Source organism: Nitratireductor mangrovi (assembly GCF_007922615.2).
Classification (GTDB): domain Bacteria; phylum Pseudomonadota; class Alphaproteobacteria; order Rhizobiales; family Rhizobiaceae; genus Mangrovimarina; species Mangrovimarina mangrovi.
The window spans coordinates 3,062,155-3,083,968 of record NZ_CP042301.2 but is presented as its reverse complement, the minus strand read 5'-3'; the positions used below and the strand labels follow the sequence as shown (position 1 = coordinate 3,083,968).

Sequence of the window (21,814 nt, the reverse complement as noted above, 5' to 3'; positions counted from 1 at the left end):
TCTGATATCCGCTGCCACCTGCCCTTGGCGATTCGCCGCCATCTCGTATCCCTCCAAAACGTGACTGCACTCGCTGTCCCGTTGGCACTACTTGGCCAAGGCCTCAAATGTCCGCATTCCGGCCACCCGGAGGAGTCATTTTTACGCGTTGCCGCGAAAGATTGCTTTGGAGAACAGCAAAGGGCGCCATCGAAGGTCGACTTTGGGCGGGTGGGGGAGGGCCCAGAACTGCTGGGCAGGATCACACCTTCGTCGAGGTCGTTGTAACGTTCCGCCCGATCCCTACGAGCTGATTCGATCCAGCTGATCGACATGCCGGCCGGCCTGTGCTGCTGATCGCCCCAACCAGAGACGGGATTGGGATTTGCACCTGCGGACGGTGCGCCGCCGGCCTTGTACGAGTTCTGGTCGCGTTGCGGCGAGCGGCAGCGCCGTTCCAAGGTGAGCGATCATTCCGCCGCCTGCGGATTGCCGGGAAGCGGCATGCGCATCCACATGGCCGCGATGGCAAACCCGGCCGAAAGGTGGACGACGCCCCAGAGGATGGAGGTGATCGCGACGCCCGCCAGGTCGGGGAAGAACGCCACCGCCAGGCCGATGGCGAGCGCGACGTTCTGGAACGCGACCTCGAGGGTGACCGCCCGACGGTCGGCGGCGACAAGGCCTGAAGCCCGGGCGAGACCCCAGCCCAGCAGGACGGCTATCGCGAAGGTGACGAGGACCGGGGGGAGTGCGATGCCGGCAAAGCTGCCGAGGACGCTGATATTGCCCAGCAGCAGAACCGCCACCACCACGGCGAATACGAGGCCGGCGATGCGGCGCACCCAAAGCCGGATCTTCTCGGCGGTGTCGGGTCGCCTTGCGCGGATGATCATTCCCGCCGCGACCGGAACGACCAGCATGATGAGCAGCACCATGACCACCCGTTGGGGGTCGATTTCGATCCGCGCAATCACCGCGCTGGTCGCCGGGTTCATCGAGGCCCAGAACGCGAACAGGAAGGGCGTGACGACGATGCTGAACAATGTGGAGATCGCCGTCATGCTGACCGAGGTGGCCACGCTCCCGCGCGCCACGCCGGTCAGGTAGTTCGACAGCGCCCCGGCGGGACAGCAGGCCACGAGCAGCAGGCCGAGCGCGATGCTCGGCGTCGACGCCATCAGCATGCCGATGCCGAAGGCGGCCGCCGGCAGGATGAGGTACTGCGCCAGAAGCCCGACGCCGGGCGCCCTGGGGCTCTTGAGAACCCTGCGGAACTGGCCCCGGGTCAGGTCCAGCGCCACGGCAAAAACCAGAAAGCCGACCATGACGGCGACGGCCAGCCCGGCCCTTGGGCTGAAGTTGAACAGGGCCTGATCGATCGGTTCCATGTGTTTCACCTCTGAATACGTTGCATGGGCCGGCAGCGGGCGGGCGCCCGCGCTTCAGCCTTTGCTGGCGGCGATCCAGCCCGCGACGCGCCGCGCATCGCGGCCGACGCCGGCGACCATCGTCGAGGACACCGCGTACTGGAAATGCAGCCCGGCGAAATAGAGCCCTTCGATATCGGTCGCCTTGCCGAACCGCTGGCGCGGGTCGCCGTGCTCGTCCAGGACCGGCAGGTCGATCCAGTCGAAGCCGGAATGGAAGCCGGTGCACCAGATCACGCTCCTGAATGGCACCGACTTGCCATCCTCGGAGACGGCCTTGCCGTCCCTGATGGCGGTGATCTTGCCGATGCGGCGCACGCCGGCGCGCTTGAGTTGCCCGGGCCGCGTCCGGATCAGGGGCATGCCGTGACCGTGCATCCTGGAGCGGAACTTGCGCCCCATCGGCGTGCGCATGGTGAGAAGGTGGTGGAACATGCCGCGGATCACCATGCGGATCAGGAGCTTTCGCGCCATGAAGCTGCCGATGTCGAACGGAATGTGGCCGACGTCGCGCCCCGACAGATAGACCTTGTGCGTTTTCGCCAGGTCCATCGCGATCTCGGCGCCCGAATTGCCCGCTCCGACCAGGAGCACCGGGCCGTCCGGGAGCTGGGCCGGGTTGCGGTATTCGTGCGAATGCATCCGGAAGACATCGCTAGCCAGTTCGTTGGCGAACGCCGGCAGGCGCGGCTTCTGGTAGCTTGCCGCCGCCACCACCACCCGGTCCGCCTCGTAGACGCCGTCCGCGGTTTCCACGCGAAAGCGGCCATTCGCCTTGTGCAGCCTCCGCACCGGCTCGTTGACGCGTACCGGCAGGTCGAACTTCGCGGCATAGGATTCGAGGTAGTCCGCCATCTCGTCCTTGGTGGGAAAGGTGTCCTTGTGCGCCGGGAAACGATAGCCGTCGAGCGAGTCGAACTTGGCCGGCGTGAAGAGGCGCAGCGAGTCCCAGCGGTTGCGCCAGACGTCGCCGACGCGGGGCGCGCCCTCAAGGATGACGTGGCCGATGCCCCGCCGCTTGAGGTGGTAGCCGACGGAGAGCCCGGCCTGTCCGGCGCCGATCACCACCACGTCGTGACGTTCGGGCCCGGCATCGGCCGGTCGGCGGGAAGGTTCCGCCGGGAAAGTGTCCGGTTGGGTCCTGAGCAGGTTGCCCGGCTCCACCAGGTCTGCGGGGTGGCGGCCGGTGCGGGCCCTGTCGGTCATATGTGTGTCGGCCATGCTTCTTCTCCCGTCGTCGTTGTCGGGAGAAGCCTAGCCGCACCGCCAAACCGCTTTCATCGTGAGGATGACCCACGCCGCATCTTTCCGGGAATGGGGTATTCTACCCATGCCCGCGCGCGCCGATCGAGCCGGACTGCAGGCCCTTCGCCACCGCTGCGGCGCGCGAGGAAACCCCGAGCTTGCCGAAAATGTTCTCGATGTGGCGGTTGACCGTCTTGGGGCTGAGATCGAGTTCGTCCGCGATCGCGCGGTTGGTGCCGCCCTCGGCGACCAGAGCCAGCACCTGCCGCTCGCGCGCCGTCAGCCCGTCGGCGGCCGCTTTCGACGCGGTGCGCAGTTCGAGGATGCGCGCGAGATCGGGCTCGGCGCCGAGTTCCTCGAAGATCTTCCCGGCGGCGTCGAACTCCCTTTCGGCGCTTTCGGCGTCGCCCAGTTGCGCGCAGGCGTGCGCGATGTCGGCGCGCAGGCGCGCAACGAGGTAGGGCGCGCCGAACTCCGACCAGTAGCGCCGGGCGCGGGTGAGCGCGGGCAGGGCGTCGCCGAACCGGCCGCGCGCCAGCGCCAGCGTGGCGTGTCCCTGGTCGGCCACGCGGGCGAGGATCTCCGTGCCGAAGCGTTCGGCGATCTCCGACATTTCACCGCAAAGCCGCGCTGCCTCGTCCAGGTCGCCGCATGCGATGAAGATCTCGATGCCCGCGGGCAGCAGCGCCGCCTTGCGGGGCAGGTCGCCGGCTGCCTCCAGCGCGCGCCGGATCCCCGCCACCGCGTCCTCGCGCCGGCCCTGGGCAAGGCGCAGCAGCGCCAGCCCGGGCTGCGGGTCCACCCCGATCTCTCCGGCCAGGCGGTATTCGGCGTCGGACCTGTCGTACGCGCCGCGCAGGCGCAGGATCTCGCCGCGCCGGTAGGCGGCGTTGGCCATGGCGGTGTGCTCGGTCGTGCCGGTCAGGCCGTCGCCGGCGCGTTCGGCCTCCGCGAAGGCTTCGGCCCAGTTTCCTTCGAGCTGCAACACCTCGGCCCGGTGCACCTGGCAGACGCCGTTGAAGGCCTTGGCCTGCGGGTTACGCCGGCACCAGTCGCTGAGGATCGCGGTCCATTCGCGCGCGCGCACCATCTCCAGCACGCGGCAGCAGGAGGCGACGATCTCGCAATAGACGACGCCGCACACGACCGGCGAGAGCCGCTGGCTGCTGGCCAGCAGCATCGCCTCGTCGATCGGGACATAGCCTTCGTCGATCCGTCCGAGCCGGAAGAGCATGCCGCCCTTGAGGCTGCCGGCCATGGCGATCAGGTCGGGGTCCCCGCCGCTCTCTCCGATCGCGATCGCCCGGTCGGCCATGTCGATCGCCGTTTCGTAGTCGCCCTTGCCCCGGTGCATGTAGACCCCGGGCAGGAGCAGGTAGCCGCGCTGCACGCAATCGGGCGCCGTCTGCTCGGCATGCCTGGCGGCGCGCTGGAGCCAGCCCGACCCCAGCCCGACCTCGCCCGTCATCATGTTGCGCAGTCCGCACCAGAAGGCCGTGCGCGCGCATTCCACATGGTTCCCGCCGGCGGCGTGGCGGGCGTAAAGACGTTCGAGCCCCTCGATCATCACGCGATCCCGCGCGGAGATGGCCGCGGCCCAGACCAGCGCCTCGAGGTCGTCGGTCCGCAGTTCCGACTCCGCGTCCGCCTTCAGGTAGAATTCGGCCGCGTCCGCCCAGGCGCCCCTGCCATAGGCGGCTCGCGCAGCCTGGATCGCTTCGAGCGGGTTCGGTGACATCGCGCCGGAAAGGGTACACCACGGCGCCGAATACGGAAACCTGACAGGGTTTCAGGCGCCTGCCGCGGGGCCGCGATGGCCGCTCATCCCGCGAGCGGCGCCGAAACAGCGCATCGGGACGGGCCGGCAGCGTCCCTCTGCCCCGCAAGCTACGGCACCACCGCTCGATGTCGGCGGATGGATGGTCACGGCCGGCGCGCCAGGAAGCGCCGCTCGCAACGCCCGCGCGGCCCACGGTCCTGCCTGCCTTCTCCGGCCGGCCGGACCGCCCTCGCTCCGCTGGCCGTTCGTCGCGTCAGATCTGCGGCTTCTGCTTGCGATATTCCCGGTAGCCGAAGTTCCATACCCACGCCGTGAGGATGGCGAAGATGACGCCTCCGAAACGGTCCCCCTGCAGCAGGTAGAGAATGGCGACGGCCGGCACGACCGTGCAGGCGATGGCGGCAAGTGTGATGCAAAACAGGCTGTGCAGCTTGTCCATGCCGGCAGTCTACCACGGCTGTTTTCGGCCGGACTGGAAACGTTTCGCTAACCTTAACGGCGCGACCTCGGGCCGGGCCTGTGGCGAGCAAGGGCACGCATCAACGTTAGCCGGTCGCATCCGAAGGGATGAGGGAGTTCGAGCTCAAATCGGCGGTCTTCGGCCTCATCGAACGGCTGGAAGGCGAGGGCACCCATGTCCACATCCCGCGCGCCGACCGCGACTATGCCGTCGGCGCCGGGCTCAGGATGCTCACCCTGCGCCACATGGTGGTGATGAACGACGAATGGCTCTACCGCGCCAATCCCGACGAACGCCTGCTTCTGACCTACTACGCCAACTCCATCGCGCATCTGTTGAAGTGAGAATCCGGCTGCTGCCCCTCCTCACTGGAGCCGACGGTGCGCCCTCGTTGCCGCCATTCATCAGGCCAGCAGCGAAAGTCCGCTCGGAGCCCAAAGTGCCGGATGTCCTGAGACCGTAGTCACCTGACAGTTGGGCCACCTTCCGCAGGCATGCGACCGCAAGGGACAAGCGCAGTCGCGGAGGTGCGGCGATGCCGCTTTCGGGTGGGTTTGATGGTGTCGCTGAACATCAACCAAACCCGAACGGAAGGCGATCATGACCATGAAAGACAAGATATGTACTTTGAGAACCCTTTGCGGCACGAGTCACCTAATTTAAGATGAACGACAGGAAGCCATCAGACCTATCCGGTGTGATGGTGAAACGAGCACTCCACTGACAGTATCTAGTGTGATAGGCTAAGCCTATTGCCATCGGGAGTGAGCCGCTTTGGGCATATATCTATACAAAGAGTTGGAATTTGGAGGGCAGCAATTTGCTTTTCCTATGCCCGCCATGGCGGAATTGCCCCTGGAGATACGCTTTCAGATGAAATCGCTTAAGGTATATCCTGGGCATGCACCCGTAGCCTTCTTCGAGTTTCCCAACTACAAAGGCAAAAGATTTCTTGTCGGTGAGGCTCCGACTTTTATTGGCGATTTAGGTGAGTGGGCTGGTCGATTGAATTCTTTCAGTACTTCTGGCTATTACCCTGCCGATGAATAGAGCCTCGCTGCAGTCATATTTGATATCTATTGGCAACTGCATTTTGCATGCTGCTTGCAGTAATTGAAATGTGCGTCGTAAATGGCATTTGTGCATACTGCTGCCTTGCCAACCTTACAGATTATGGAGCAACCTTTACAGGTTCCAATTGCTTTGGATGAGCACGACGACCTGAAGGCGACTTCCCCCTTTTCGTCGTTGCCTCGCTCCGTCGTAAGAACCGTACCTCCGATTTCGATGTTCTCGATCGTCTCCACGTTATCGAGCGGAGCGAGTTGCGCGATGGCAGGCAAGGAAAAGGCAATAAGAAAACACGCCAAAAGTGATGATATACGCATGAGTGAATCCTCACAATTCTGCCGGGGAGGCTATTGAAACTGCACGGAGGTTAATCTATTTGATTGATTTTTGGAAGTCCTAAACAATGTTCCAAGTATTGATCCCGTTGGATCATCGAGGGGTAGCCTAGCGCATCGCTTCGTTTGCGGCATTTGACATCCAAAGATATCAACGCGCCTTGGTTTTTCGCGGCCCGTCCCTAATCCCTGCAACACACAGGACGACCGATCGGTTGTCGGCACGCTCCGCGGTCGCGGCCGGCGGGCGGTGCACGTGGCTCGCGATGTGCGGCGCAAACTCGTGCCTGTCCTCGAACCTGTTCCTCACGCGATTGACCGGCCGTCCCGTTAGGTTTGCGCCCTTTGCTTGCGATATTCCCGATAGCCGAAGTTCCACACCCACGCCGTAAGGATTGCGAAGATGACGCCTCCGAAACGGTCCCCCTGCAGCAGGTAGAGAATGGCGACGGCCGGCACGACCGTGCAGGCGATGGCGGCAAGTGTGATGCAAAACAGGCTGTGCAGCTTGTCCATGCCGGCAGTCTACCACGGCTGTTTTCGGCCGGACTGGAAACGTTTCGCTAACCTTAACGGCGCGACCTCGGGCCGGTACGTGACGAGCAAACGCGCGCATCGGCGTCAGCCCGTCGCATCCGAAGGGTCTGGTCGCCGCCATCGTGCCGGTGCTGCCGGTGGCGCTGGCCTCGCATGTATTCCTGGAAAGCGGCGAGCGCTGGATGAGGGAGTTCGAGCTCAAATCGGCGGTCTTCGGCCTGATCGAACGGCTGGAAGGCGAGGCCACCGGTCCACATCCCGCGCGCCGTCGGCGCCGGCTCAGGCGGCACGCGTCGTCCGGCGCGGATGCCGAGGGTCCGTATAGCCTGGCCAGGAAGCCGGACCCTGGAATGTCATCCACTGATTTCTCTTGCGCGTTTCTGCGGGAAGGCGCAGCATCCGACGCGGTGCAATGGCATGGCCTGCGCTCATGGACGACACCACCGCCTTGTTTGACCTCTTGCGTGAGTGCACGGATCACGCTTTCGCGGATGCACTTCGAGAAACGGTGAAAGGTGCTGAGGATCGCAAGCTCAACAACGTAAATCCCCTCGCATTTGCCTCGTCGGCTGGTCTGAATACCGAAGCGACCATCTCTGGCTTTTTGCACGCCACCCGTCTCGGCATCTTCGACTTGTCATGGAACGTGTTGTGTCCCGGGTGCGGCGGCGTGCTGGATGCGAATACGTCGCTCAGAACCGTTGAAAGCGAGGCCTATACCTGCGCGCTCTGCGCGGCCGGGTATGAGCCGACGCTGGACGAGATGGTCGAAGTAACCTTCACGGTCAGCCCCCGGATTCGGCGTATCGCTGCCCACAATCCGCATCAGCTTCCCCCGTTGGAGTATTTTCGACAAATCTACTGGGGCTCTGGGATTGACCTTCCGGAAGACAACTACGAAGCCCTGGTGGATGAGTTCGTCCTTGAGGCGTTGGAGCTTCCTGCGGGCGAGAAAGCCGTCATCTCGCTGCAATTGCCAGAGGCTTTCATCATCGTTTTTGAACCGGTCACCCACGCCGCGCAATTCATTGATGTCAAAGGGGAGCCTACTCGAGAACGGCAGTCGTTGACGCTTGTGATCGACCGCGGCCATCGCCATCACGAGACACTTGTGATGCGGCCCGGGCCAGTACGCATATCGATCGAAAATCAGATCGACGTCCGGGCGGTGCCGTCGGTGTGCCTCGCAAATGACGCTCTTCACGACGTGCTTGGAAAAAGGCGGCCATTCCTGACAGCCAAGCGGATACTGTCAAACCAGACTTTCCGAAACATCTATCACACCGGCACGCTGGACGTGGACCAGCGGCTGAAGGTCACCAGCCTCACATTCCTCTTCACGGATCTCCGCGGGTCCACGGCTCTGTACGACAAGGTCGGCGACCTCGCTGCCTACGATCTGGTTCGCGTGCACTTCGGCGTGTTGACGCAGATCGTTGCAGAGGAGGGAGGCGCCGTTGTGAAGACAATTGGTGACGCGGTGATGGCCACCTTTCCACTGCCACAACAGGCTTTGAGCGCCGCAATACGCATGCGTCGGGGGATCGACGAACTGAACTCGAGAAACGAGAATTCGAACCTCGTCCTCAAGATCGGCATTCACGAAGGGCCCTGCATTGCGGTGAGCATGAACGACCGCCAGGACTACTTCGGCCAGGCAGTCAACATCGCGTCCCGCGTACAGAACCTTGCGACCCCCAACAACATATTCGCTACCAACAACGTGATCACCGCAGCGAAAGACATCATCGTTCGGTCAGGCCTTCAGGCTTCCCCTCATGCTTCCGCGCTGCGGGGTATCGACAAGCCGATCGAGATTTACGCGATTTCCTGAGTGTGCTCTTGCGCCACTTCGAACTCGATAAGGCATCGAACTTCAATCGTCCGTTGACCGGGCGGGTGGCGTAGGCCAGACCCGACAATGCACCCTTAGAATAAGGCGTGCGGATCGGAGATGTCCCCAGACCTGGTGACGATCATTGCCGCGGCCTCCGACGAAGAGTTTACCCGACAGCCGGCAGCGGGCCGCCGAGCTTCGATATCCCGCTCGTTCTCAAGCCATGCCGGCGGGCAGTACCGTTGACGCCGCCCTTGTCCGCTGCGCCACCATTATGCCGGCGACCAGCCCCACCAGCCCCAGCGGCACAAAGGCCAGGAACAGCCAGGTCGCGACACCGGCCGCGGCCCCGGCACTCAGCCCGTGCGCAAAGCCGCTGGCATTGGCGATGATGCCGGCGCCGGCGGCGCCGACGGCATAGCCGATGCGCTGCAGGGTCGGGATCGCCGAGGAGGTGATGGTGGTCTCGGCCGGCCGGGCGGCCGCGACGATGATGCGGGTGACGAAGGGCCAGGCGATGCCAAAACCGCCGCCCTGCAGCAGCGCGCAGGCCAGCACCGCCGGGATCGAGCCGGCCGGCACAGCCCAGGCGAAGCCGGCCACGCCGGCGGCGATCATCAGCGCGCCGGTGGTGATGATCGTCCGTTCGTGCCGCGGCGCGGCATTGGCGACCAGGATCGACAGCACCGACCACGCGATCGATTCGGCCGCCACGATGTAGCCGGCGGTGAGCGGCGAGATGCCGTGCAGGCTGGTCAAAAGCAGCGGGCCGTAGATGGTGAAGCTGATGGTGGCGATCGAGAAGGAGAACACCATGACCATGCCGGCGCCGAGCGTCGTGCGGCGGTCGAACAGGCGCTCGGGGAAAAGCCGCGAGGCCGGCCGCAGCGCGTCGAGCCGGAAGAACAGCACCAGCCCGGCGAGCCCGGCGGCGAGCAGCGGTGCCGACCACAGGATGCCGGAGGCGACGCCGGCCCAGGCGATCAGCGTCACCGCCACCGCCAGGCAGGCCAGCGCCGTGGCCGGGAAGGGCGGCGCGATCTCGTCGCGGCGCCTGGTGGCGGCGGGGCCGGACAGCACGACAAAGCTGATCGCGGCCATGGCGAAGCCGGCGACGGCGAAGATGCCGAAGGCCCAGCGCCACGACCAGGCGTCCGCGAGCAGCGCGCCGAGCAGCGGGCCGGAAAAGGCCGACACGCCCCAGACCACCGAAATGATGGCGAAAAGCTGCGGCCAGATCAGGCGCGGAAACAGGCGCTCGACCGAGACGAAGGCGAGCGCCACCAGCGCGCCGCCGCCGAGCCCCTCGACCAGGCGCCCGGCAAGCAGCCAGCCCATGCCGGGCGCCAGCGCGCAGATCAGCGCGCCGATTCCGTAGACGAGCGCAGCACCCGCCATGTTGGAGCGCAGCGGCAGGTAGGAGATCATGCGCCCGGCGGCGGCGCCCGCGGTGATCGAGCCGAGCTCGTACATGGCCAGCGTCCAGCCGACGAAGGTGACGCCGGAGATCTCGGCCACCATCGCCGGCATGATGGTGGCGACCATGGTCTCGTTGGTGGCGTGCAGCAGGATGCCGAGGCTGATGAAGATGAAGCGGGCGAGGTCGCCGCTCGCCCACAGCCTGCGCCAGTCGATCGCCGCCGTCTGCTCTTCAGGCGGCATCGTCGCCTCGCGGCCGGACCAGATAGGCGCAGCGGCGGCTGCCGGCAAGCATGTGCTCGGCGCGCTCGACCGAGGCGAGCGGCGCGAAGGCGCGGCGAAAGCTTTCCAGTTCGGAACGGCAGAAACCCTGGCAGGCGCGCGCGGCCGCGCAGATCGGGCAATGGTTTTCGACCAGCAGGTAACCGCCTCCGTCCGGCAGCCTCTCCCATTCGGCCAGGTAACCCTCCTCCGAACGCAGCGCCGCCATCCGGTCTAGCCGCGCCTCGATCCCGTCCGCCTCCTTCAGCGCCTCCGCGTAGCGGTCGTCGGTGCGGCGCTCGCGATCCTCGATCAGCCTGTCGAGACCGTCGGCGCCGAACAGCCGCCGCACCGAACCGATCATGTCGAGCGTCAGTTCGGCATGGGTGTCGGGAAACCGCGCCTCGGCCTTTGCGGCGAGAAGGAAGAAACGGCGCGGGCGGCCGACCGCGCCGGCCTCGTCTTCGAAATCGACCAGCCCGGCCGCCTTCATCCGGTCGAGATGTTTGCGGGCTCCGGGAACGGAAATGTCGAGATGGCGGGCGACCGTCTCGGCGGTCTGGCGGCCGCGAAACTTGAGGAAACGGAGGATGCGTTCCTCGCTGGAAACCGACATTGGAAGGCACCTTCATAAAGAAACTATATGGTTATTTTATTGAACGCCAAGGAGTCAAGGGTTTTGCGGGGGAACGCCGGATTTTCCGTGGGTTCGGCGGAAAAACCTGCGAAAAATCCATGAAAAGCGGGGGCGGTCCCGCGCCGATTTGCCAATCGCTTGCAGGTGGCGCACACTGCCGCTAGGGACAGACGGACGCGGCGTCAGGATCATTCGCGCCGCCGAACCGGGGGCGCGAAACCACGCCATGGAACTGCCCGACTATGTCACCACCTATCTGCAGCTGGGCCTGTTCGGCGCGGGCGTGGTGGCGTTCATCGAGAAGCTGTCGCCGGTCGGGCCGTCCTTCATCATCCTGGTTTTCCTGGGCATGACAGCCGCGACCACCGGCGCCGAAGCGGGGCTCCTGGTGCTGGTGACAGCGTTCGCGTCGATGGCCGGCGCCCTGTTCTGGTACGGGCTCGGTCGCGCCATCGGCGAAGTTCGCATCGGCGAAGTTGTTGAAAAATATGGCAAATACATCCTGCTCCACGAGCCGCTGTTCCGGCGCATGACCGAAGGCTATCGCGACAGCCAGTTCTGGTACACCTTCCTCGCCCACACTCTGCCGACGGTGCGCATCTATGTCGGGCTGCCGGCCGGCATGCTGCGGCTCGGCGTGCCGACCTTCCTGCTGGCCGGGGTGCTCGGGACGTTGTGCTGGAACACGCCGCTGATCGCGGCCGGCTATCTTCTGCGCGGCACCACGGGCGATCCGGTCACGGCCGGCCTCCTGGTGGTGGCGGGCGTGATGCTGGTGCAGTTCTCGCTTATGTGGGTCCGCCGCCGGCTGAAGAAAAGCGGTTATATGTCAACGACTTCCACGATCGCCGGCGAGGGTGATCCGGCGGTCAACCGCTGACGCGGGAAAGCCCGGCCTTGGCGGGCCCGTATTCGGGATCGAGCTTCAGCGCCTGGCGGTAGGAACGCGCCGCCTTTTGCTTTTCGCCGCGGCGCTCATAGACCAGAGCCTGGTTTGCCCAGCCTTCCGCGATGTCGCCGTCGAGCTTGATGGCGGTGTTGAAGTCGGAGAACGCATTCTCCTCGTCACCGAGGGCCAGGTAGGAGAGGCCGCGGCCGTTGTAAGGCTCGGCGGCGTCCGGGGCCAGCGAGATGGCGGTCGAGAAATCCTCGAGCGCGAAATTGTGCTGGCCCTGCGCTTGATAGAGCAAGCCGCGATTGTGGTAGGCGCGCGGGTCGGTGGTGTCGAGCTGGATGGCGCGCTGGAAATCGTCGAACGCCTCCCGCGTCCTGCCGTTCAGCCGGTAGAGATTGCCTCGGCCTATATAGGCGGCGTCGTAGCTGGCGTTGAGCTGGATGGCGCGATTGTAGTCTGAAACCGCCTTGCCGCTCTCGCCGAGATAGCGATGGATCAGGGCGCGGTTGGCATAGGCCTGGAAATAGCTGGGGTTGAGGCGGATCGCGGTGTCGAAATCCTCGAGCGCCTCGCGATAGCGCCCGGCGCGGCCGAAGGCCGAACCACGGACGTTGTAGGCTTGCGGATCACGCGGGTTGCGCTCGATGACCGCGGTCAGCGAGGCGATGTTTTCTTCCGAGCCCTGCGCGGTATCGATCGCGGTGATATCGGTGCCCGATCCGGCGGTCTGGCATGCGGCCAGGGCGAGGCAGGCGAACAGCGCTGCCGCCGGCGCGAAGGGCCGCATGTTGCCCGAAAAGAACTGCATCGATACCCGGTCCCTCATTCTGGCTGTGATTCCGGCGCCGTTCACGACTGCCCGGCGCCACCAATACAAAAAGGTGGCGCGATTCGCATCGCCCCACCCTCGCTAACTGTCGAAATCGACGAAATAGCGGCGCGTCAGCGCGCCGTGGCGCCCTTCGGGCCGGCCAGCAGACCTTCGCGCTGGGCGCGCTTGCGCGCCAGCTTGCGCGCGCGGCGAACCGCTTCCGCCTTTTCGCGGGCACGCTTTTCGGAAGGCTTCTCGTAGTGTCCGCGCATCTTCATCTCGCGGAAAATGCCTTCGCGCTGCATCTTTTTCTTGAGCGCGCGAAGCGCCTGATCAACGTTGTTGTCGCGGACGAGTACCTGCACGGCCGTTCCTGTCAGTCGGGTTGTGATGATCGAGGCGTAGCCAATACTCTCCGCCTCTGCAGCGACGCCGCTGCAAATTGGAGCGGCTGATAGCAGAATCACCAAGTATTGTCTACTGCGAAACAGCGGCCCGAAGACCGGCCTGGCCTCGCCTCTTGCGGCAGGCGCAGTGAGAGCCGGCGAACTACTTGGTTGCGGCGATGATCAGGGACGGCATGGCGAATGCGATCCGGCCGTCTGCGTCCGTGAACGGCCGGAGCGCACGTTCGCTTTCCCGCCGCAGCAGCTCGAACTGGCCTTCGTCGAGGACGCCGCCCAGCGTCCAGACGCAGGCGCGTTCGGTCGAGACCAGTTCCGCAATGGAGTCGAAACGCACGCTGCCAGTGCGGCTGACGATGCGAGCGCCGGCAAGACCGGCCTTTTCGCAGATGGCAGCCAGTTTCTCCGCGTCCCCCAGCACGAAGGGTGCGCGAAATGCGTTGCCAACATCTTCACCGAAGAGATCGTCGAGAAGGCTTGCGAAGACAGCATAACCGGGCGAATCTTCCACCGCGCCACAGACGGCGACCGCGAGCCGACCGCCGGGCCGGAGCACGCGGTGCATCTCGCCGAGCGCCAGCGCCTGATCGTCGAAGAACATGAAACCGAACTGGCTTAGCACGGCGTCGAAAGCGGCGTCTGCGAAAGGCAGCCTCTCGGCCGGCGCCTCGATCCATTCCACAGCCAGCGGCTTGGCACGCGCGACCGCGAGCATCTGCGGGTTGATGTCGAGCCCGGTGACCCGCCCTTCCGGCCCTACCTTTTCCGCGACAACGGCCGTCAGGGCTCCGGTTCCGCAGGCAACGTCGAGCACCTTTTCACCCGGGCCGATGCCGGCCAGCTCGGCGACGATCGCGCCCCAAGGCGCGAAAAGGGCGGGCACAAACTTCTCGTCGTAGATTTCCGCGGGGTTGCGATCGGTGGTTTCGAGCATCATCATCATCGACCTCCGGGGCGGTTTCGTTCGCATTTGGGCGCGGCGAGGATAGGTGGCGAGATGAGCGCGGCCCATGACCGCAAGTCCGGAACTCTTGACGACGCGTCCCGAAACGGCGCGGCGAGGCCGTGGCGTGCGGCACTCGGGGAGACGGCACCGCCGCTCTACACGCGCGCGGCCAACGATCCGCTATCCGATGTGCTTCGAGCGGTGAGGTTGAGCGGCGCGCTGTTCTTCATGGTCGAAGCCACGTCGCCCTGGGGCGTGGCCGTGCCGCACGCCAGGAGGTTTGCGCCGATCATCCTGCCGCGCGCGCGGCACGTGGTTTCATACCACATCGTCATCGAAGGCGAGGGCTGGGCGAGCATCCCAGACGTCGCGCCGACCCGTTTCGAGGCCGGCGACGTGCTCGTCTTCCCGCACGCCGACCCCTATGCGATGCTTGGCGTCCACGACGGGACACCGGAACTCGGCGAAGAGGATTCGATGCTGTTCTTCCGCGAGATGGCGTCCGGCAAGCTGCCTTTCGTCGTCGAGGAAGGCGGTGGCGGCTTGCCACGTGCACGATATGTATGCGGTTTCCTCGGTTGCGACCTGCAGCCCTTCAATCCGGTACTGGCGGCGCTACCGCGCTTCATGCATGTCCGCCGTCCCGCAACGGGCGACATGCTCGACAAGCTGATCGGCCTGACGCTCGACCAGACGCGCAGACCGGACGCGGGCTGGGAGGGTGTACGCCTGCGGCTCAGCGAGTTGATCTTCGCGGAGGTGCTCTCCCGTTATCTGTCGACGTTTCCCGACGGACAGACCGGCTGGTTCGCCGGCCTGCGCGATCCTGCGGTCGGGCGCGCTTTGTCGTGCCTCCATGCGGAGCCGGTGCGGGCGTGGACGCTGGGCGAGCTTGCCGCCGAGGCCAACGTCTCGCGCACGGTGCTCGCGGCCCGCTTTGCCAAGCTCATCGGCTGTCCGCCGATGCAATATCTGACGCAGTGGCGTCTGCAGAAGGCGGCGCGCCTTCTGTCCGACGGCCACCAGAAGGTCGCCGTCGTGGCCCATGAAGCCGGCTACGAATCCGAGGCGGCATTCAGCCGTGCGTTCAAACGCTTTGCCGGAGCATCGCCGGCTGCCTGGCGCCTTCAAAACAACGCGGCGCCTTGAGGGCGCCGCGGCCGAAACCCGCTCAGGTCAGGTTGATGGAAACGCCGCCATCGGCCAGCATGGCCGTGCCGGTCACGAAACTCGACGCGTCGGAGGCGAGATAGAGCGCGGCCCGGGCGATTTCTTCCGGCTGGGCGATGCGTTTCAACGCGTGCAGACCTTCCACGAATCGCCGCTGCTCGTCGGTCTCGAAGGTCGCCATCGCGGTCTCAGTGCCGCCTGGAAGAAGCGCGTTGACGCGAATGCCGGCGGTACCCAAGTCGGCGGCCAATGCCTTGGCCAGGCCAACGACCCCCGCCTTGGCCGCGGCATAGGCGGCCATGCCTGGCATACCGGCGGTCTCGTAGCCGACGAAGCTCGAGGTGAAGATCAACGCTCCACCGCCGCGACGGCGCAGCGCGGGAACCTGATGGCGGGCGGCGGCGAAGGCCGCGTCCAGATTGGTCGCGACGGTCTCATCCCAATCTTCCTCCCGCAGTTCGTCCACCTGTGCGAGGCGGCCAACTGTGCCAGCATTGTTGAAGGCGATGTCGAGGCCGCCAAAACGTTCCTCGCAGAGCGCGACCAGAATCTCATTGTGCTTGTGGTCGCGAACATCACCGGCTAGCGCGACGGCATCGCCGCCTTCTTCGGTGATTTCGGCCACGAGCACGTCGAGCTCGGCCTGGCGGCGTGCGGTGACCACGACGCGGGCGCCTTCCTGCGCGAACAGTTTTGCTGTGGCGCGGCCGATGCCGGAACTGGCACCGGTGACGATGGCGACCTTGTTGATGAGTTGTGTCATTGCGAAGGCTCCTCGGATTGCGGGCCGGCGGAATGCCGGCGGAGGCGCGCTTTTTTCCAAACCGGGCGGGCACCAGCCACCCGAAACCGGACAGCGTTGCAGCTTGACGCAAAACGGCAAACGCCGTCGCATTTAGCGCAAGGCGTGAGGCGCGGACCCGATAGTGGTACGCCTCGAAGCATCGTCGCCGGTGGTGTGTCGGGCAGGTTTCGAGGCAGGCAGCCCATGCGCAAATATTCGGTTTTCGCCATCGCCCGCGAAGCATTGCGCGGCCACAAGGGCTGGGAAGCGCAATGGCCGTCGCCCGAGCCGAAGAAGGCCTATGATGTCATCATCGTGGGGGCCGGCGGCCACGGGCTGGCGACGGCCTACTACCTTGCCAGCGAGCACGGTATCACCAATGTCGCCGTGCTGGAGAAAGGGTGGCTCGGCGGCGGCAATACCGGCCGCAACACGACCATCATCCGCTCCAACTATCTCTACGACGAGTCGGCGGGCATCTATAACCACGCCATGAAGCTGTGGGACGGGCTCTCGCAGGAGCTCAACTACAACGTCATGTACTCGCCGCGCGGGGTCATGATGCTGGCCCACAACGTGCACGACGTGCAGGTGTTCAAGCGGCACATTCACGCCAACCGGCTGAACGGCGTCGACAATGAATGGCTGACGCCCGAACAGGCCAAGGACTATTGCCCGCCGCTCAACATCGCGAAGGACGCGCGCTACCCCGTCATGGGCGCGGCCTTGCAGCGCCGTGGCGGCACCGCGCGCCACGACGCCGTGGCCTGGGGCTACGCGCGCGGGGCGGCGGCGCGAGGCGTCGACATCATCCAGAACTGCGAGGTGACCGGCATCCGCCGCGGGCCGGACGGAGCGGTGACCGGGGTGGAGACTTCGCGCGGCTTCATCGGGGCCAGGAAGATTGGCGTTGTCGCCGCAGGCCACAGCACCGTGCTGATGGACATGGCCGGCGTGCGCATGCCGCTTGAATCCTACCCCTTGCAGGCGCTGGTGTCGGAGCCGGTCAAGCCGTGCTTTCCGTGCGTGGTGATGTCGAACACCGTGCATGCCTACATTTCGCAATCGGACAAGGGCGAACTGGTGATCGGTGCCGGAACCGACCAGTACACCTCCTATTCGCAGACCGGCGGCCTGCACATCATCCAGCACACGCTCGACGCCATCTGCGAGATGTTCCCGATGTTCACCCGCATGAAGATGCTGCGTTCCTGGGGCGGCATCGTCGACGTCACTCCCGACCGCTCGCCGATCCTGGCCAAGACACCGGTCAGGGGGCTTTACGTCAATTGCGGCTGGGGCACAGGCGGGTTCAAGGCGACGCCCGGCTCGGGCAACGTGTTTGCGCACACGATCGCGCGCGACGAGCCGCACCCGATCAACGCGCCGTTCACGCTGGAGCGTTTCCGCACCGGGCGGCTGATCGACGAGGCCGCCGCGGCCGCGGTGGCGCACTGACCATGATCGGGTTTGCCTATGCCGCGGTCGCGCTGCCGCTGTTTTTTGTTTCCGAGCGGGATTTCTTCCATTTCCCGAGCGAAGACGAGGTGCGGGTCCAGTCGATCTCGCGCACCGACAACGAAAGCGACTGGCCGTTCTCGGTGCCGTCGGGGAAGCTCGCCTGCCTGTGGACGACGGGCAAGCCGCTGGCGATTTTCGTCGAGGACGTGCCCGAGGGCGACCCTCAGGGGCGTCATGTCATCCTGTCGGTGGATCCGATCGAACTGACGGTCCTGAACATCGGCAACGGGACGCTGTTCGCGCCGGTCGACAGCGTCGAGGAACTGATCCGCCGTGTCGGCCCCTACGCCGTGGTTGGCGAAAGGCTGTGCGACCAGCCGCCCGGCACGGTGCTCGGGCCGGGCGAACTCTGACGGAAAGTGCCATGCTGCTCATCCATTGTCCCTATTGCGAGGAAGAACGGCCGGAGTTGGAGTTCCGCCATGCCGGCGAGGCGCACATCGCGCGGCCGGCGGACATCGCGGCTGAAAGCGACGCCGACTTCGAGGCCTATTTCTTCATCCGCAAGAACCCGCGCGGGCTGGCCTATGAGCGCTGGCGCCACATTCATGGTTGCGCGCGCTTCTTCAACGCTGTGCGCGACACCGTCAGTGATCGCATCCTGACCACATACAAGGCGGGCGAGAAGAAGCCGGACCCGGCGCGCTTCCGCGCTCCCGACACAGCCCAGTCCATCGACGAACAGGCGGCGCCGGAACCCTCCGCCAAACCGCGTCGCACAGCGGAGCGCGAGAGGAAGAAGGACACCGCACGATGACCGGGGTGAACCGTGTTGCCGGCAGCGGCCGGCTGTCGGGCGCGCGCAGCGTGTCGTTTTCCTTCGACGGGCGGGCGTTCGAAGGCCTGGCAGGCGATACGCTGGCCTCGGCGCTGATTGCGAACGACGTCCACCTCGTCGGGCGCTCGTTCAAATATCACCGCCCGCGCGGCGTTCTTTCGGCAGGTGCTGAAGAGCCTAATGCGCTGGTGGGCATCCACCGCGACGGCGCGCGCAAGACGCCGAACGTGCGCGCCACGGTGCAGGAGATCTATGACGGGCTCGCGGCTGTGTCGCAGAACCGCTGGCCGTCGCTCGGCTTCGACATCGGTGCGGTCAACGACCTGTTCTCGCCGTTCTTTTCGGCGGGCTTTTACTACAAGACCTTCATGTGGCCGAAGGCGGCGTGGAAGGCGATCTATGAACCCAACATCCGCGCTGCGGCGGGGCTTGGCGTCGCGCCGGTTCAACCAGACCCCGACCACTATTCTTCGCGCTACGCGCATTGCGACGTGCTGGTCCTCGGCGGCGGGGCGGCGGGTCTGGCCGCGGCGCTGGCGGCGGTCGAAACCGGGGTGCGCGTGATCCTGTGCGACGAGCAGCCGCTTTTCGGCGGTGCCATGCGCTACGAAACAGGCGCCCGCATCGACGGCAAGAGCGGCTGGGACTGGGCACAGGAAACAGCCGGCAAGCTGGCCGGAATGGACAATGTGCGGCTTCTGGCCCGCACGACGGCGTTTGGCTACTACGCCCAGAACTTCGTCGCGCTGGCCGAGCGGGTGAGCGATCATCTGGCTGATCCGCAAGTGCGGCCACGCGAGCGGCTGTGGCAGGTGCGGGCGAAGAAGGTGATCCTGGCGACCGGCGCGATCGAGCGCCACATGGTGTTTGCCGACAATGACCGGCCGGGAATCATGCTGGCCTCGGCGGCGCGCAGCTATCTGAACCATTTCGGCGTTGCCGTGGGACGCAATGTCGGCGTCTACACAAGCAACGATTCGGCCTACGCGGCGGCGATCGACCTGAAGAAGGCCGGCGTCGGCATCGCGGCCATCGTCGATCTGCGCGACAAGCCGTCGGGCGCCCTTTTCGAGGAAGCGAGAGACCTCGGCATAAACGTATTGCCAGGACGGGCGTTGACTGGTGTCGGCGGCAAGCTGCGTGTGCGCTCGATGACCGTCGAGCCCAAGGAGGGCGGTGGCGGACGGCAGATTGCGGTCGACGCGCTGATCACCTCGTCGGGCTGGACCCCGTCGGTGCACCTCTTCTCGCAGTCGCGCGGCAAGGTGGCGTTCGATGCGGCCAGCCAGCGCTTCCTGCCTGGTACTTACGCCCAGGACTGCGTGTCGGTCGGAGCCTGCAACGGCACGGACGATCTCGCCGCAGCGCTGAAGGAAGCGCTGGCGGCGGGCGAGCGCGCGGCCAAGGCCAGCGGCGGGGCGAGGGGCGGCAAGGTTTCGATCAAGGCGGAATCATCGGAGAGTTGGGCGGGCGGCATGCTCGGTTCGGCGCCCGGCGCAGGCGCCGACAAGACCGTGAAGGCCTTTGTCGACTTCCAGAACGACGTGACCGCAAAGGATATTCGCCAGGCGGTGCGCGAAGGCATGCGCTCGATCGAGCACGTCAAGCGCTTCACCACCAACGGCATGGCGACCGACCAGGGCAAGACCTCGAACCTGCACGGGCTGGCGATCGCTGCCGAGGCGCTCGGCAAGGAGATGCCGGAGGTCGGGCTCACCACCTTCAGGCCGCCCTACACGCCCGTGACCTTCGGCGCCATCGTCAACCATTCGCGCGGTGCACTGTTCGAGCCGACGCGCAAGACGCCGATGCATGCCTGGCACGAGAGCCGGGGCGCGGTGTTCGAGGATGTCGGTCAGTGGAAGCGGCCCTGGTATTATCCGCAGGCCGGCGAGGACATGCATGCGGCCGTCAACCGCGAATGCCGCACCGTGCGCCAGGCGGCCGGGCTTTTCGATGCCTCGACGCTGGGCAAGATCGAGGTGGTTGGTCCGGACGCGGCGGCCTTCATGGAGTTGCTCTACACCAACCCCTGGCAGAAGCTCGAGCCAGGGCGCTGCCGCTACGGCGTGATGCTGCGCGAGGATGGTTTCATCTATGATGACGGCGTGGTGGGGCGTCTGGCAGAGGACCGCTTCCACGTCACCACGACGACCGGTGGCGCGGCGCGTGTGCTCAACCACATGGAGGACTATCTCCAGACCGAGTTCCCGCATCTGAAGGTGTGGCTGACCTCGGTCTCGGAACAGTGGGCGGTGATCGCGGTTCAGGGGCCGAACTCGCGCGAGATCATCGCCCCGTTCGTCGAGGGGATCGACATTGCCGATGAAGCGATGCCGCACATGTCGGTGCGCGAGGGCAGGATCTGCGGAGTGCCGACGCGGCTCTTCCGGATGTCGTTCTCGGGCGAACGCGGCTTCGAGGTCAACGTGCCGGCCGACTATGGCGCGGCGGTATGGGAGGTGCTCTGGGCCGAGGCCGAAAAGCATGGCGCCTGTGCCTACGGCACCGAGACCATGCATGTGCTGCGGGCAGAGAAGGGTTTCATCATCGTCGGCCAGGATACTGACGGCACGGTGACGCCCGACGATGCCGGACTCAACTGGGCGATCGGCAAGAAGAAGACCGACTTCGTCGGTGTTCGCGGCCTGAAGCGTCCCGATCTCGTGGCCGCTGGCCGCAAGCAACTGGTCGGGCTGAAGACGCTCGACCCGAAGACGGTGATCGAGGAAGGCGCCCAGATCGTCGACGATCCCGATCAGCCGGTGCCGATGAAGATGATCGGACACGTCACCTCGTCCTACTGGTCGGAAAATTGCGGTCGCTCGATCGCGATGGCGCTGGTCGCCGGCGGCCGCGAGCGCATGGGCGAAACAATCCACGTGCCGATGCCGGAAGGCGTCATCCAGGCCGAAATATGCGGCACGATCTTTTTCGACGAGAAGGGAGAGCGCCAGCATGGCTGATATGGCCGTCGCGGAACGCCGGGAGAAGCTGGCCGGATCTTCGGGCGGCGGTTCCACCGTCACCGTGAAGCCGGCGCCACCAGCGGAGAGGCTGGTGCTCAGGGCGTCCGAGGATGCGCTCAATTCGTTGTCACGTGCGCTCGGCGTCACTCTGCCGAAAAGGCCCAAGCAATCGGCGCGGTCGAAGTCAGGCAAGCGCGCGGCGCTGTGGCTCGGGCCGGACGAGTGGCTCGTCATCGACGCCGACGGCGCCGGGCTGATGGGCGATGCGGCCAAGGCCAAGGCGCTGCATTCAGCCGTCGACGTCTCTCACCGCAATGTCGGGATTATGGTCGAAGGCGAGGGGGCGGAGGCCTGTCTGGCCGCCGGCTGTCCGCAAGATCTGTCGCTTGCCGCGTTCCCGGTGGACGCCTGCTCGCGTACCGTGCTGGGCAAGGTCGAGATCGTCCTGTGGCGCACCGACGAGCAGGTTTTCCGGGTAGAGGTTTGGCGTTCCTTTGCGGACTATGCCTTCGCGTTTCTGGCGGAAGCGGCGCGCGACGTGTAGA

At 65.4% G+C, this 21,814-nt stretch carries 21 protein-coding genes; 10 read left to right on the top strand and 11 right to left on the bottom strand.

Translation table 11 applies throughout. The features are described from left to right. Nucleotides 1–449 precede the first annotated feature (449 nt). The 4 genes from FQ775_RS15010 to FQ775_RS14995 all read right to left on the bottom strand — a co-directional run bounded on the left by FQ775_RS15010 (nt 450) and on the right by FQ775_RS14995 (nt 4,873). On the bottom strand, nt 450–1,370 hold the full coding sequence (locus FQ775_RS15010; protein ID WP_146299984.1) for a bile acid:sodium symporter family protein: 921 nt from the start codon (nt 1,368–1,370) through the stop codon (nt 450–452). Nucleotides 1,371–1,424: 54 nt separating this feature from the next. Further along, the gene (locus FQ775_RS15005) at nt 1,425–2,630 is read right to left on the bottom strand and encodes a flavin-containing monooxygenase (RefSeq protein WP_246730145.1); all 1,206 of its coding nucleotides are present in this window, start codon (nt 2,628–2,630) and stop codon (nt 1,425–1,427) included. Between the two features lie 103 nt (nt 2,631–2,733). Further along, entirely contained in the window at nt 2,734–4,392 is a 1,659-nt protein-coding gene (locus tag FQ775_RS15000; protein ID WP_146299983.1) for a LuxR family transcriptional regulator, read from the bottom strand. A gap of 295 nt (nt 4,393–4,687) precedes the next feature. Continuing rightward, nucleotides 4,688–4,873, bottom strand: coding sequence for a hypothetical protein (locus FQ775_RS14995; protein WP_167812999.1), 186 nt, complete (start codon nt 4,871–4,873; stop codon nt 4,688–4,690). Between the two features lie 128 nt (nt 4,874–5,001). Between FQ775_RS14995 and FQ775_RS14990 the strand changes: the two genes are divergently transcribed. Both FQ775_RS14990 and FQ775_RS14985 read left to right on the top strand, forming a co-directional pair. Further along, entirely contained in the window at nt 5,002–5,238 is a 237-nt protein-coding gene (locus FQ775_RS14990) for a hypothetical protein (RefSeq protein WP_167812997.1), read from the top strand. A 430-nt stretch (nt 5,239–5,668) separates the two neighbouring features. Then, nucleotides 5,669–5,944, top strand: coding sequence for a hypothetical protein (locus FQ775_RS14985; protein ID WP_167812995.1), 276 nt, complete (start codon nt 5,669–5,671; stop codon nt 5,942–5,944). 686 nt (nt 5,945–6,630) lie between these two features. On the opposite strand, the gene FQ775_RS14980 is transcribed toward FQ775_RS14985, so the two are convergent. Next, nucleotides 6,631–6,816 carry a hypothetical protein gene (locus FQ775_RS14980; protein ID WP_167812993.1) on the bottom strand — a complete coding sequence of 62 codons (186 nt, stop codon included), beginning with the start codon at nt 6,814–6,816 and terminating at the stop codon, nt 6,631–6,633. 451 nt (nt 6,817–7,267) lie between these two features. On the opposite strand from FQ775_RS14980, the gene FQ775_RS14975 reads away from it, so the two are divergent. Beyond that, nucleotides 7,268–8,671: an adenylate/guanylate cyclase domain-containing protein gene (locus FQ775_RS14975; RefSeq protein WP_146301760.1), complete on the top strand. Its 1,404-nt coding sequence runs from the start codon at nt 7,268–7,270 to the stop codon at nt 8,669–8,671. A gap of 219 nt (nt 8,672–8,890) precedes the next feature. Here the strand turns inward: FQ775_RS14975 and FQ775_RS14970 are convergent, their stop codons facing one another. Together FQ775_RS14970 and FQ775_RS14965 are read right to left on the bottom strand one after the other, a co-directional pair. Beyond that, entirely contained in the window at nt 8,891–10,336 is a 1,446-nt protein-coding gene (locus FQ775_RS14970; RefSeq protein WP_146301759.1) for an MFS transporter, read from the bottom strand. Continuing rightward, nucleotides 10,326–10,970 carry a helix-turn-helix transcriptional regulator gene (locus tag FQ775_RS14965; protein ID WP_146301758.1) on the bottom strand — a complete coding sequence of 215 codons (645 nt, stop codon included), beginning with the start codon at nt 10,968–10,970 and terminating at the stop codon, nt 10,326–10,328. The genes FQ775_RS14970 and FQ775_RS14965 overlap by 11 nt, the downstream gene beginning before the upstream one ends. Before the next feature lie 247 nt (nt 10,971–11,217). Between FQ775_RS14965 and FQ775_RS14960 the strand changes: the two genes are divergently transcribed. Continuing rightward, complete coding sequence (locus tag FQ775_RS14960) at nt 11,218–11,871, top strand: DedA family protein (RefSeq protein WP_146301757.1); 654 nt, start codon at nt 11,218–11,220, stop codon at nt 11,869–11,871. Here the strand turns inward: FQ775_RS14960 and FQ775_RS14955 are convergent. The 3 genes from FQ775_RS14955 to FQ775_RS14945 all read right to left on the bottom strand — a co-directional run bounded on the left by FQ775_RS14955 (nt 11,861) and on the right by FQ775_RS14945 (nt 14,041). Further along, complete coding sequence (locus tag FQ775_RS14955) at nt 11,861–12,712, bottom strand: tetratricopeptide repeat protein (protein ID WP_146301756.1); 852 nt, start codon at nt 12,710–12,712, stop codon at nt 11,861–11,863. The genes FQ775_RS14960 and FQ775_RS14955 overlap by 11 nt on opposite strands. Nucleotides 12,713–12,828: 116 nt before the next feature. Next, the gene (gene rpsU / locus FQ775_RS14950; protein ID WP_146301755.1) at nt 12,829–13,062 is read right to left on the bottom strand and encodes a 30S ribosomal protein S21; all 234 of its coding nucleotides are present in this window, start codon (nt 13,060–13,062) and stop codon (nt 12,829–12,831) included. 184 nt (nt 13,063–13,246) lie between these two features. Beyond that, the gene (locus tag FQ775_RS14945; protein WP_146301754.1) at nt 13,247–14,041 is read right to left on the bottom strand and encodes a methyltransferase domain-containing protein; all 795 of its coding nucleotides are present in this window, start codon (nt 14,039–14,041) and stop codon (nt 13,247–13,249) included. 57 nt (nt 14,042–14,098) lie between these two features. Here FQ775_RS14945 and FQ775_RS14940 point away from each other — a divergent pair, with 57 nt between their 5' ends. After that, nucleotides 14,099–15,196, top strand: coding sequence for an AraC family transcriptional regulator (locus tag FQ775_RS14940; RefSeq protein ID WP_146301753.1), 1,098 nt, complete (start codon nt 14,099–14,101; stop codon nt 15,194–15,196). Nucleotides 15,197–15,218: 22 nt separating this feature from the next. Here FQ775_RS14940 and FQ775_RS14935 read toward each other — a convergent pair whose 3' ends face one another. Then, nucleotides 15,219–15,980: an SDR family oxidoreductase gene (locus FQ775_RS14935; RefSeq protein ID WP_146301752.1), complete on the bottom strand. Its 762-nt coding sequence runs from the start codon at nt 15,978–15,980 to the stop codon at nt 15,219–15,221. A gap of 225 nt (nt 15,981–16,205) precedes the next feature. On the opposite strand from FQ775_RS14935, the gene FQ775_RS14930 reads away from it, so the two are divergent. From FQ775_RS14930 to FQ775_RS14910, 5 genes are read left to right on the top strand one after another with little or no spacing between them, the layout of a single operon-like run. Next, entirely contained in the window at nt 16,206–17,459 is a 1,254-nt protein-coding gene (locus FQ775_RS14930; protein ID WP_146301751.1) for a sarcosine oxidase subunit beta, read from the top strand. A gap of 2 nt (nt 17,460–17,461) precedes the next feature. Beyond that, complete coding sequence (locus FQ775_RS14925) at nt 17,462–17,875, top strand: hypothetical protein (protein ID WP_146301750.1); 414 nt, start codon at nt 17,462–17,464, stop codon at nt 17,873–17,875. A gap of 11 nt (nt 17,876–17,886) precedes the next feature. Further along, nucleotides 17,887–18,279 carry a sarcosine oxidase subunit delta gene (locus FQ775_RS14920; protein WP_146301749.1) on the top strand — a complete coding sequence of 131 codons (393 nt, stop codon included), beginning with the start codon at nt 17,887–17,889 and terminating at the stop codon, nt 18,277–18,279. Continuing rightward, nucleotides 18,276–21,266 (top strand): sarcosine oxidase subunit alpha, encoded by a 2,991-nt coding sequence (locus FQ775_RS14915; protein ID WP_146301748.1) that lies wholly within the window; start codon nt 18,276–18,278, stop codon nt 21,264–21,266. Before FQ775_RS14920 ends, FQ775_RS14915 begins: the two co-directional genes overlap by 4 nt. Continuing rightward, complete coding sequence (locus tag FQ775_RS14910; protein WP_146301747.1) at nt 21,259–21,813, top strand: sarcosine oxidase subunit gamma; 555 nt, start codon at nt 21,259–21,261, stop codon at nt 21,811–21,813. Before FQ775_RS14915 ends, FQ775_RS14910 begins: the two co-directional genes overlap by 8 nt. The last annotated feature ends 1 nt before the right edge of the window (nt 21,814 follow it).

Coding starts and splice junctions, on each gene's coding strand:
- FQ775_RS14955 (WP_146301756.1), bottom strand. CDS start 12,712: ATGAGGGACCGGGTATCGATGCAGTTCTTTTCGGGCAACATGCGGCCC.
- FQ775_RS15005 (WP_246730145.1), bottom strand. CDS start 2,630: ATGGCCGACACACATATGACCGACAGGGCCCGCACCGGCCGCCACCCC.
- FQ775_RS14945 (WP_146301754.1), bottom strand. CDS start 14,041: ATGATGATGCTCGAAACCACCGATCGCAACCCCGCGGAAATCTACGAC.
- FQ775_RS14925 (WP_146301750.1), top strand. CDS start 17,462: ATGATCGGGTTTGCCTATGCCGCGGTCGCGCTGCCGCTGTTTTTTGTT.
- FQ775_RS14965 (WP_146301758.1), bottom strand. CDS start 10,970: ATGTCGGTTTCCAGCGAGGAACGCATCCTCCGTTTCCTCAAGTTTCGC.
- FQ775_RS14960 (WP_146301757.1), top strand. CDS start 11,218: ATGGAACTGCCCGACTATGTCACCACCTATCTGCAGCTGGGCCTGTTC.
- FQ775_RS14935 (WP_146301752.1), bottom strand. CDS start 15,980: ATGACACAACTCATCAACAAGGTCGCCATCGTCACCGGTGCCAGTTCC.
- FQ775_RS14980 (WP_167812993.1), bottom strand. CDS start 6,816: ATGGACAAGCTGCACAGCCTGTTTTGCATCACACTTGCCGCCATCGCC.
- FQ775_RS14990 (WP_167812997.1), top strand. CDS start 5,002: ATGAGGGAGTTCGAGCTCAAATCGGCGGTCTTCGGCCTCATCGAACGG.
- FQ775_RS14915 (WP_146301748.1), top strand. CDS start 18,276: ATGACCGGGGTGAACCGTGTTGCCGGCAGCGGCCGGCTGTCGGGCGCG.
- FQ775_RS14995 (WP_167812999.1), bottom strand. CDS start 4,873: ATGGACAAGCTGCACAGCCTGTTTTGCATCACACTTGCCGCCATCGCC.
- FQ775_RS14920 (WP_146301749.1), top strand. CDS start 17,887: ATGCTGCTCATCCATTGTCCCTATTGCGAGGAAGAACGGCCGGAGTTG.
- FQ775_RS14940 (WP_146301753.1), top strand. CDS start 14,099: ATGAGCGCGGCCCATGACCGCAAGTCCGGAACTCTTGACGACGCGTCC.
- FQ775_RS14975 (WP_146301760.1), top strand. CDS start 7,268: ATGGACGACACCACCGCCTTGTTTGACCTCTTGCGTGAGTGCACGGAT.
- FQ775_RS15000 (WP_146299983.1), bottom strand. CDS start 4,392: ATGTCACCGAACCCGCTCGAAGCGATCCAGGCTGCGCGAGCCGCCTAT.
- FQ775_RS14970 (WP_146301759.1), bottom strand. CDS start 10,336: ATGCCGCCTGAAGAGCAGACGGCGGCGATCGACTGGCGCAGGCTGTGG.
- FQ775_RS14910 (WP_146301747.1), top strand. CDS start 21,259: ATGGCTGATATGGCCGTCGCGGAACGCCGGGAGAAGCTGGCCGGATCT.
- FQ775_RS15010 (WP_146299984.1), bottom strand. CDS start 1,370: ATGGAACCGATCGATCAGGCCCTGTTCAACTTCAGCCCAAGGGCCGGG.
- FQ775_RS14930 (WP_146301751.1), top strand. CDS start 16,206: ATGCGCAAATATTCGGTTTTCGCCATCGCCCGCGAAGCATTGCGCGGC.